The sequence below is a fragment of the Dietzia sp. SYD-A1 genome (assembly GCF_015356725.1).
Lineage (GTDB): Bacteria > Actinomycetota > Actinomycetes > Mycobacteriales > Mycobacteriaceae > Dietzia.
The window spans coordinates 1-10,240 of record NZ_JADDKI010000271.1 but is presented as its reverse complement, the minus strand read 5'-3'; the positions used below and the strand labels follow the sequence as shown (position 1 = coordinate 10,240).

At 71.1% G+C, this 10,240-nt stretch carries 5 protein-coding genes and 1 pseudogene; 3 read left to right on the top strand and 3 right to left on the bottom strand.

Annotation, left to right across the window (positions count from 1 at the left end; translation table 11 throughout):
- The coding region (locus IY392_RS11570) for a type VII secretion protein EccE (RefSeq protein ID WP_194861306.1) at positions 1-1,078 on the bottom strand (1,078 nt) is incomplete at its 3' end.
- A 133-nt stretch (positions 1,079-1,211) separates the two neighbouring features.
- On the opposite strand from IY392_RS11570, the gene eccB reads away from it, so the two are divergent.
- Positions 1,212-2,663, top strand: coding sequence for a type VII secretion protein EccB (eccB, locus tag IY392_RS11565; protein WP_182613204.1), 1,452 nt, complete (start codon positions 1,212-1,214; stop codon positions 2,661-2,663).
- Between the two features lie 59 nt (positions 2,664-2,722).
- On the opposite strand, the gene mycP is transcribed toward eccB, so the two are convergent.
- Together mycP and eccD are read right to left on the bottom strand one after the other, a co-directional pair.
- Complete coding sequence (mycP, locus tag IY392_RS11560) at positions 2,723-4,111, bottom strand: type VII secretion-associated serine protease mycosin (RefSeq protein ID WP_194861305.1); 1,389 nt, start codon at positions 4,109-4,111, stop codon at positions 2,723-2,725.
- The gene (gene eccD / locus IY392_RS11555; RefSeq protein WP_182613016.1) at positions 4,108-5,646 is read right to left on the bottom strand and encodes a type VII secretion integral membrane protein EccD; all 1,539 of its coding nucleotides are present in this window, start codon (positions 5,644-5,646) and stop codon (positions 4,108-4,110) included. Before eccD ends, mycP begins: the two co-directional genes overlap by 4 nt.
- Before the next feature lie 247 nt (positions 5,647-5,893).
- On the opposite strand from eccD, the gene eccCa reads away from it, so the two are divergent.
- Together eccCa and IY392_RS11545 are read left to right on the top strand one after the other, a co-directional pair.
- Positions 5,894-9,913, top strand: coding sequence for a type VII secretion protein EccCa (eccCa, locus tag IY392_RS11550; protein ID WP_182628120.1), 4,020 nt, complete (start codon positions 5,894-5,896; stop codon positions 9,911-9,913).
- Positions 9,910-10,240 (top strand): annotated as a pseudogene (locus IY392_RS11545) (hypothetical protein); the annotation flags it as partial. The gene eccCa and the pseudogene IY392_RS11545, both read left to right, overlap by 4 nt.

Below are 10,240 nucleotides of genomic sequence, written 5' to 3'. Positions count from 1 at the left end.
GCTGGACGGCGGCCGCGTCGCCCGCCCGTGTCGCGCCGAGGATCTGACCGCACCCGTGGGCGGGTGGAGCGAGCTCGTCGAGGTGGTCGAGACGCCGTCGGACGAGAGATCCGGCGACCGCATCGGGGAGTTCTTCACCCGGGATGGGAAGCACGCGCGGAGTCGGCAGGGGATGGCATGAGTCCGCACACGGGGGCAGCGCGCCCGGGGTGAGTCCCGCGAGCCACACGCTCGATACCGTGTCGACCACGTCGTGGCGTCCCGGCACGCGTCGGAGTCGGAGCACCTCGGTGATCGCCGACGCTCGCACCGAGGTGAGGGCGTCCACGACTTCACGCGGGCCGGCACCGGGGCGGACCACGAATGCCGTTCCTTCCGTGGGCTCGACCTCTGCCTCGAGGAACCGTTCGGCGAGCTCGGTGGCGTCGAACACCCGGCACGGGACGCCGTGGTGGACCAGTGATCGGCGCAGGCGCTCGGTGGCCCCCGTGATGAGACTCGCGAGGGAGCCCCGCCCCGCGCCGTCCTGGCAGGCCAACGCCAACTCGGAGACGTCGAACCTGAGGAGGAGGTGGACGCGCCGGTGTGAGATCAGCGGCAGCGGACCGACGAGCGAGCCATACACGTCGCCGTCGGGACCCGATGCGGCTCGCCGTCCGTGGACCACGACGTCGATCCCCTCGAGCGACACCCCGCCCTGATCCAGCTGGCGTGCGACAGCGCTCAGCGGGAGCCGTACTCCCCGGAAGTCGGCCGGGTCATCGCGGCCGACCTCTGTGGTCAGGAGGGCACCGGCGGAGATCTCGACTCCTGTCGTCACCACCCGGTGACCCTCGACGCAGCCGACCAGTGAGAAGTCGGGGGAGACGAGGTCCACGACGTCCACGGGGAGACGGCGCGAGCGAGGGCCGCGGACCGAGAGCGGTCGTCCTCGACGACGGACCGTGACCGTACCGGCGACCAGAGTGGCGACGCCGAACTGTATCCAGGGTTGCCACTGCGGAGGGCAGATCACCGCGAGCGCGGCCGAGGAGACGAGGACGACCACGACCGCGGGAAATGCGCGAAGGGTGATCATCGGTCCTCCTCCAGGCCTGGTCGAGGGCGTGGAAGGCCGCCCGGGAAGCCCGGCCACCGGGCCGGGACCGTGGCGTACCCTACCCCCGGAACCCGCCGCCGCGGGGCGTCACAATCGTGGAAGGGACCGGTCCGTGCCGCTGAAGCCGACCACCAGGGCCCAGGTGGATGGACACCGATTCCTGTCTCGCCGGGCCCGTCTCGCGGTGGTCGTCCGGGACGTCCGGATGCTTCATGACCCACTGCGTCGCCAGTCGACAGGGTTCGCGGTCGGTGTGGCCGCCGCCGTTCTCGGCTGCGTCGGTGCCGCGGTCCTGGCTCTGCTCGATCCGATGCCCGACGTGGAACGCGCGGTGATCATGGTGGGCCGGGAGTCCGGCCAGATGTATGTCCGCGCCGGCGACACGGTCCACCCGGTGTTCAATCTCGCCTCGGCCCGTCTGGTGACCGGCCAGCCCGCGGAACCGACAACGGTGCGGGACTCGGATATCGCAGGGACCCGGCGGGGTGGCCTGGTGGGCATCCCGGGAGCACCGTCCGCGTTGCCGGCGCCCCGCGATGCGGGCGGGGTGGCGGCCGTCTCGTGGACGGTGTGCGACGAGGTCGCCGACGCCGACCGAGGTCTCCCCCGGATCGTCTCGACCAGCGTGGTGGCCCGTGACGGAGCGGTGGGGCCCGGTCGCGAGATCTCGCGCGACGAGATCGTCCTGGCGGACCAGGACGGCAGGGGGTGGTTACTGAGGAACGGCACCCGGTCGAGGATCGACCTGGCGGACGGTGACCTCCTGTCGATCCTCGGACTGGACGGCATCGCACCGCGACCGGTCACCGCCGCGTTGATCGACCCGCTGCCGGAGGTCGACCCGGTGGTGCGACCGCAGATCGAGATGGCTGGCAGACCCGTGGACTACGGTTTGGACTCCCTGCGGATCGGGCAGGTGTTCACCGTGGACACGGCCTCGGGTAGGGCGACTTATGTGGCGTTGGCGGATGGTGTCCAGGAGGTCGGTCCGGTGGTGGCCGATGTCATCCGTTCCACCTCGACCGTGGGGCCGGTCGAGGCTGTCGAGCCCGACCGGATGGGCGTTCCGCGATCGGTCGCGTTGGACGTCGACGCCTTTCCCGCGGATCGTCCGACGGTGCTCGCGACCAGCGATTCCCCGGTGTTGTGCGTCCGGGACTCCGGCAGGGAGGGGACCGCGGCCCGTCGGATGACCGTTGTCGCCGGCGCCCCGGCCCCCTCGGAGTCCGAGGCCCGGACGATGGCCGGCGCGGACGGTGGTGGGCCGGCTGTCGACGTCGTCGGGATCCCGGGCGGAGGGATGCTCGTGACGGCGATCGGGCGTGGCACGTCCACTCGTGGCGCGGTCACGACGATCGTCACCGACGCGGGGGTACGGTTCGACGTCCCAGATCAGGAAACCGCTGCAGTGCTCGGGGTGGGTGGCGCCCCGGTTCCGGTGGACGGGGCGATCATCGACAGACTCCCCGCCGGCCCGAGGTTGGATCGCCGTTCCGCTCTGGTCAGCCGGGATGGTCACGACCTCCACTCCGTCGTGGACGAGGCCTCGGGCCCGGTGGGGTGATCGCTAACGCGGTACGACGGCGCGCGGATCCGGTGAGGGTGTCCGCTCGGGCGTGACTTTCAGCACCCGGGCCGGTGGTCGTGGTGGCGGAGGCTTCGGGTTCGGGTCAGAGCGACCACGACCAGGATGGCACCCCCGACGGTGAGTGACCCGGCCGCGACGATCGCACCCGCGCCCGCGCCGGTGTGCCGCGGGTCCGGGGGTGGTGCGGCGATGGTCGTCGACGCGGGCACCGGACGACCGGACCGACGGACCCCGGTGACCGCCGCCACCGGGTCCACCACCCCGTGGCCCACCGCGAAATCGCGGCCGCCGGCGGCGGGGATCGCGGTGCTCTTGATCCGCGCGATCACCTGTCGGGCGGTGAGACCCGGATATGCCTGCCGGACTAGCGCGGCGGTGCCGGCCACGAACGGAGCGGCGAAGCTCGTCCCACTGATGGAGGAACGGGTTCCGTCCCCGTCCACGACGAGGTCCGACACCCCCGCGCCGTCCGCACCGACCGAGCGTAGGTCCACCGCAGGGGCCGCGACATCGACCCACGGGCCCCGGAGTGAGAAGTCCGCGGCGGCCCCGTCCGGTCCCACGCCGCCCACGGCCAGCACGTGATCGTCGTACCAGGCGGGTACCGCCACCGTGAGCGCGTCGTCCCAGCCGTCATCACCGGCTCGTGTGGGGTCGGGGGAATCGGGGTTCTGGTCTCCGCAGGTCTGGCCGACGTTTCCCGCAGCCGCCACCAGGACGACGTCGTGATCGACGGCGGCGTAGCGAATCGCCCCGCCGAGCGTCTCGTCGGCCAGCGGGGTGCCGGCGGGAACGCAGGCGACCTCAGAGATGTTGATCACGCCCGCGCCCGCGTCGACAGCCGCGCGGATCGCCCTGGCGAGGGACGTCAGCGTGCCGACACCTGATCCGACCACGGAGTCGTCGGATGAACGTTCAGTGGTTCTCAGGACACTGCTCGACTGCCGGATGGAGACGATCTCGACGCCCGGGGCGACGCCGGAGTGTCCCGAGTCGTCCTCGATCGCGGCCAGCACCCCGGCGACGAGTGTGCCGTGCGCATCGCAGTCCTCGGTGCCGTCCCGGCCGGGCACGAGGTCACCCGCACCACGGACGCGTGGTAGCCGGGGGCCCGGGTTGACACCGGTATCGATGACGGCGACCACCTGCCCTTCGCCCCTTCCGTGAATCCAGGCCGCGCTGAGGTCGGCGGATGTCGCGGAGGGGGGAGGGGCGGACGGATCGAGGACCGCGGCGGTCGTGCGGCAGGGACCGCCGAACCGCAACGAACCGGGCTCCGCGGCGACGGGATCGATAGGGCCGACCTCCGGCAGGGGGCCGTCGATGGAGGGGCGTTCGAGAGCGACCGCTGACGGACCGCCCGCGCCGAGGGCGGTCAGCATCGCCACGGTGGTGGCGAGGGAGAGCGCGACGACCGGTCTCATCGCTGACGGACGGTCGAATAGACGTCCATGGCCCCGACCGCGAGCGGAACCATCATGCAGATCACCAGCACCTCGATCGTCCCGACCGCACGCAGCACGGCGGGGGAGAGCTCCACCTGCGGGAGCGCCGTCACCGCGATGGCGACAGCAGCGGCGAACGCGGCAGCGGCGGGGACGACGACTCCGATCGGCGAGGTATGCGTGAACGCCGCCCCGATCAGTACACCGGCCGCCAGGGCCAGAGCCGACCCCAGAAGCACATTGGTATGGACCCGATCGGAGTAACCCAGCCCGCGAAGCACCAACATCACGATCACCGCCAGTGCCAGAGGAGCGGACCATCCGGGGGATCCACCGGTGCCGCTCAACGCGATCAGCGCGCCGGCCGTGCATGCGGCGCCCCCAGCGGACAGCAGGCCGGTGAGCCACGAGCGACAGGTGAGGAAGCGATGCCTGAGCGCTGCCGGTGTGGGGAGGGGTGCGTGTCTCCGCAGATCGTCGGGATGCCCCGTGTTCACGTCGCGACCGACGTGGCCGAGTTCGCCGACATCGATGTCCTCCCCGGGAGCCGGGACCGCTGGGATCGGGATGCGGGCCGCCGAGACCGAAACGCCGGGTGCGGCAGTGAGGATGAGCAGGCCCAGGAGAACCACACCGGCCCCGATGGCGTGCACCGGCACGGTGGTGTACGCGGCGACCGTCGCGGAGATCGCCCCCACGGCCGTCACCAGCGTCAGGGCCAGGTATCCCGCCGCGAGACCGTATGACCGACCGGGAGCCGGGCGGAAGACGGTGCACCGCAACAGACCCGCGACCACGGATCCCGCGGTCAGGCCACCCACCACACTCCCCGCTCCGACCGGGGCCGCACCGATGGTGCCTGCCGCGATCACCGTGAACCCGATCGTGGCGGCCGCTGCCACGGCGTGAGTCGACCCGGGGGCATCGAACCGCCGCAGGGTGAGGACCGTCGCGAGTCCGACCGCGGCGAACAGCGCCGCGACCAGAGGGGTCAGGATCCCGTCGGTGTGCCGCCACTGCGTGACGAGCGCGGTGGCAGCGGCCGCCGCGGCCACGGCGATCGCCGCGGTGGCTGTTGCGACGGCGTCGCGGCGTCCCCAGATTCGGGAGCGTGCGACGTCGGGATCGGTCAGCCCCTGGAGAACGTCGTCGAACAGCGGTGCCGGTGTGGGCACGGGCCGGTGGTCAAGCACGAGGATCTCGCCGTCGTGCACGCGCTGTTGGGCGAGTGTCTCGGAGATGGCCAGCGGCCCGCCCGCCAGCCTGGAGAGCTGCCATGACCCGTTCGCGCTGCCGCCCATCTCGGAGTCCACGTCCACGTGCGAGGCGGGTCCCGCGGCCGCCCTTATCCGATCCCGGACCAGGTCGACGACCTCTGGGATCACGGCGACGAGTTCCAGGTGGGCCGGCAAACTCAGGTCGACACGGGTGGTGCGGCACACGATCGACACCCGACGTTGGTCCAGCGGTTCGACGCCGGACGCCACCGCCCGGAGCTCGTTCTGTCCCGTCACCCCAGAATCCTCCACTCGTCCGACTCACCGACACTGTCCTCCCGGTGGGTTGAGGTCCCCGTCGCGACGTGAACTGCCCTAACATCGCGCTTCGACACGGCGACCATTGTCGAATGCGGGGCGTACTCGTGGGGGGCCCTCCTCTGGGACCGGGTGGGGGCCGGCCGGTCTGGAACCGGCCGGAGGACACGACGGCGGGCATCAGGCGGGGCACCAAGCGGGGCATCAGCACGGGAGGAGGGCGCGGATGGGAGACGTGGTCTTCACCCGTGGCGAGCGAGTCGAGCCCCCGGTGGTGCCGACCGGCGAGCTCGAGTTGCAGGCCCCGCCAGGATTGCCCCGGCCCACTCCCCGGCCCCTCGTCCAGATCGTGCTCCCGATCATCCTGGTCGTCGCCGTGGCCGGCATGGTGGTCGTGATGCTGCGGACAGGGATGATGCGCAACCCGATGTTCATTCTCTTCCCGGTCATGATGGCCGTGTCCGCCGTCGGCATGCTCGCCGGAACCCTGTCCGGCGGCAACAAGACCGGCGAGACTGACGAACTGCGCAAGGACTACCTGCGGTACCTGGGGCAGACCCGGGAAGAAGTCCGCGAGATCGCGGCCGCGCAACGGCGGGCCGCGTTGTGGAGGCACCCGGACCCGGCAGGACTGCCCGCGCTGGTGGGGACCCCACGGATGTGGGAGCGGGAGGAGGGCGATGCCGACTACCTCACTGCACGTCTGGGTCCCGGACGACAGTCGCTGGCGACGAGACTGTCCGCGCCCGACACCGGTCCGGTGGACGACCTCGAACCGGTCTCGGTGGTGGCTATGAGGCGTTTCGCCAGAGTCCACTCGGTGGTGGACGGCTTGCCGGTCGCAGTGGAGCTGCGGGCCTTCGCCGTCGTCTCCCTGGACGGCGATGTCGACGTGGTGCGCGCCGCTGCCCGGGCCGCGCTGGCGGGCCTCGCCGTGACCCACGGGCCCGACCGGGTCCGCATCGCGGTAGCCGCGAGCGAGGGGCAGGCACGTCGAGCCTGGGAGTGGCTCAAGTGGCTACCGCACCACGCACATCCGACGTACACGGACGGCGGCGGACGGGTACGACTGACCGAGTTCTCCCTCGCCGGTGTCGAGGCGATGCTGGCCGAGGAGATCGCGGCCCGACCGTCCTTCGGGGCGGGCGCGACGCCTCGGCCGGGGGAGCCTCATCTCGTGGTCGTGGTGGACGGTGTGGGTGTCAACGGCGCGGAGCGTCTGGTCGCGGAGGACGGGTTGGACGGCGTGACCGTCCTGGAGGTCTCCGGGAGTCGCGCCGGTCAGTTACGCGACCTCGCGACGAGGCTCGGGCTGTGTGTCCGGGTCCACGATGACGGCGGCGCCTCGGTGCGGACCGAGTCCGGGCAGGAGTTGGTCGCGCGCGCGGACGCCATGAGCCTTCCGGAAGCGGAGCGACTCGCCATGGCACTCGCTCGATACCGGCCCGCGGATACCGTGACCAACGCGGACGGCTCCACGTCGATGAGGCGCGTCCCGGGCCTACCGGACCTGTTGGGGATCGGGTCGGCGGCCAGGGTCGATCCGGCGGTGGCATGGCGTCGACGAGGTGGACGTGATCGATTGCGCGTCCCGGTGGGTGTGAGCCCGGATGGTGCGCCGGTGGAGTTGGACCTCAAAGAGGCCGCGCATGGCGGGATGGGACCGCACGGACTGTGTATAGGCGCGACGGGCTCCGGCAAGTCCGAGTTCCTCCGCACTCTCGTCCTGGGTCTCGTCGCCACCCACGACCCGGACGCGCTCAACCTGGTCCTGGTGGACTTCAAGGGTGGGGCCACGTTTCTCGGACTCGAGTCGCTGTGCCATGTGGCTGCCGTGATCACCAATCTTCAGGCCGAGATCACCATGGTCGACCGGATGCGGGACGCGCTCGAGGGGGAACTCAACAGGCGCCAGGAGGTGCTCCGCGCGGCGGGCAACTACGCGGGGGTCGGCGACTACGAGGCGGCGCGGGCGAGGGGTGCCCAGCTGGACCCGTTGCCCGCTCTGGTGATCGTCGTCGATGAGTTCTCCGAACTCTTGTCCTCCAAGCCGGAGTTCGCGGAGTTGTTCCTCACCATCGGGAGGCTCGGTCGCAGTCTGCACATCCACCTCCTGTTGGCGTCCCAACGGCTCGAAGAGGGGCGACTGCGGGGTCTCGACAGTCACTTGTCCTACCGGATCGCACTCAAGACGTTCTCCGCGACGGAGTCCCGCACGGTTCTCGGCGTGACCGATGCGTATCACCTGCCCGCCACGCCGGGCGCTGGCTTCCTCAAGGTCGATTCCGGTGATCCGGTGCGCTTCGACGCCGCCTATGTCTCGGGCCCTTACCAGGAGGATCGTCGGCGGGAGGGGGCGTCCGTCGCGGCACCGGTCGCCCGTGCCACGGTGCGACAATTCACGTCCTGGTTCATGCCGGTGGCCGCTCCCGTCCCTCCGGCCAGCGACTCCGTCTCCGATCGAGGGGGCCCGGCCGATCACGCCGGTCGGGACGATCAGGAGGAGGGCTCGAGTCTGCTCGACGTTCTCGTCGGTCGGCTGTCCGGCCACGGGCGACCCGCGCACGAGGTCTGGCTCGCGCCACTGGGTGCCGGAGCCGCCCTCGACTCGGCGGTCGGCAGAGAACCGATGGTCCCGGATGACGCCGACCCGCCGAGTTGGAGCTTTCCTCTCGCGGAGGTCGACCTGCCCTTCGAGCAGCGCCGAGCCATCTGGTCCGTGGATCTCTCCGGGGCGGACGGCAACGTGGCGGTGGTGGGCGGGACGAGGTCGGGCAAGTCGACCGCCTTGTGCACCCTGGTCCTGGCCGCCGCGGCGACGACCGGGCCCGACAGGCTCTCGGTCTACGTCGTGGACCTCGGTGGCGGGGCCCTCCAGTCGATCTCCCCGCTCCCTCACGTCGGAGGAGTCGCCCGGCGCGGCGAGGACGAGAAGGTTCGCCGTACGGTCGCGGAGGTCGACGCCGAACTCAAGCGGCGGGAAGCGGTCTTCCGTGACCAGGGCCTGACCTCGATCGACCAGGCCCGCCGCAGACTCGTCCAGCGTGATGGCCGATCAGTCGCCGAGTACCCCGACATCATGTTGGTGATCGACGGTTGGCAGGCGTTCAGGACGGAGGTCGAGGATCTCGAGCAGGTCGTGCTGGGGCTCGCGGCGGACGGTCTTGCATACGGTGTCCATGTGGTCCTGTCGGCAGCCCGGTGGGCCGACCTCCGGCCGGCGCTGCGGGACGCGCTCGGCACGCGTGTCGAACTCCGGTTGGGCGATCCCACGGATTCGATGATCGACCGCCGCGCGGCGGTGACCGTTCCCGCCTCCCCCGGACGGGGTCTGACCCGGGACCGACACCACATGCTCATCTTCCAACCCAGACTCGACGGGCTCGTCGACCCGGGGGGCATCGCCGACGCCACCGCCTCGGCCTCCCGGCATCTGGCGCAGCGGTGGCGCGAACTCGCGGGTCCGGTCACCGCGGCGCCGGTCAGGATGCTCCCGGAAACCCTGCCGTACGGCCAGCTCGCGAGCCTGGCACGACCGGGACCGGACGGTACCCGTTCACGCGTGCCACTCGGGGTGGACGAATCCGACCTGAAGGTCGTCTACGCCGATCTGGACGCCGATCCGCTGATGTTGGTGCTGGGTGATTCGGAGTGTGGCAAGACCTCCGTGCTACGAGCCCTCACCCGGGGACTGATCTCCGGCAACACCGCGCAGTCGGCGAAGATCATCGTGGTCGACTATCGGCGCACCATGCTCGGCGAGGTCGAGGGCGACCACCTCGCCGGGTACGCCGCCACCGAGACCGCGCTGGCGCCTATGGTCGAGCACCTCGTGGAGATCCTCGAGCAGCGGATGCCCGGGGCGGAGGTCACTCCAGAGGAACTCCGTTCGCGGTCGTGGTGGGACGGTCCTCGAATCCACCTCGTCGTCGACGACCTCGATCTCGTCGTCACGGGTGCGGGAAACCCGCTGACCCCACTGGCCCGCTTTCTCCCGCACGCCCGCGACATCGGGTTCTGCGTCGTACTCGCGCGGCGGTGTGCTGGTTCGTCTCGGGCCCTGTACGACCCCTTCGTCGGGAGGATCCGGGATCTGGGCGGCGCCGGCCTCATCATGTCCGGGAGCAGGGAGGAGGGGCCGCTTCTCGGTGGGGTTCGTCCCACGCCCATGCCGGCGGGTCGGGGCAGGTTCGTCACCCGGAGCGGCGGTGTCCATCTGGTGCAGACCGCACTGGCGTTGCCATGACCCGGGTAGCAGTGAGCCTCGCGGTCGACCTCTCGTGCTCCGGACTCGCGGTGGCGTCGGCGTCGGCGTCGACCGTCCTCTCCCCGTCGGTCACGCCGACCTCGGTACTCGCCGGTGTCTACGGGACAGCGTTGCCCCCGGGGGGCGATCGGATCGAGTGTTCCGATCGTGTCGACTCCCTCGCTCTTAGCCACCCGGACCGGTGTCTGCTCGATCCGGTGGCGAGCACCCACCGCGATCGCACCGAGGTGGCGGGCCTCTCCGTTCCCGTGGACGAACTCCTGGCGGCGCCCGTCTCCAGGGCACTCCGGTGGGGCGGGGCGGGGG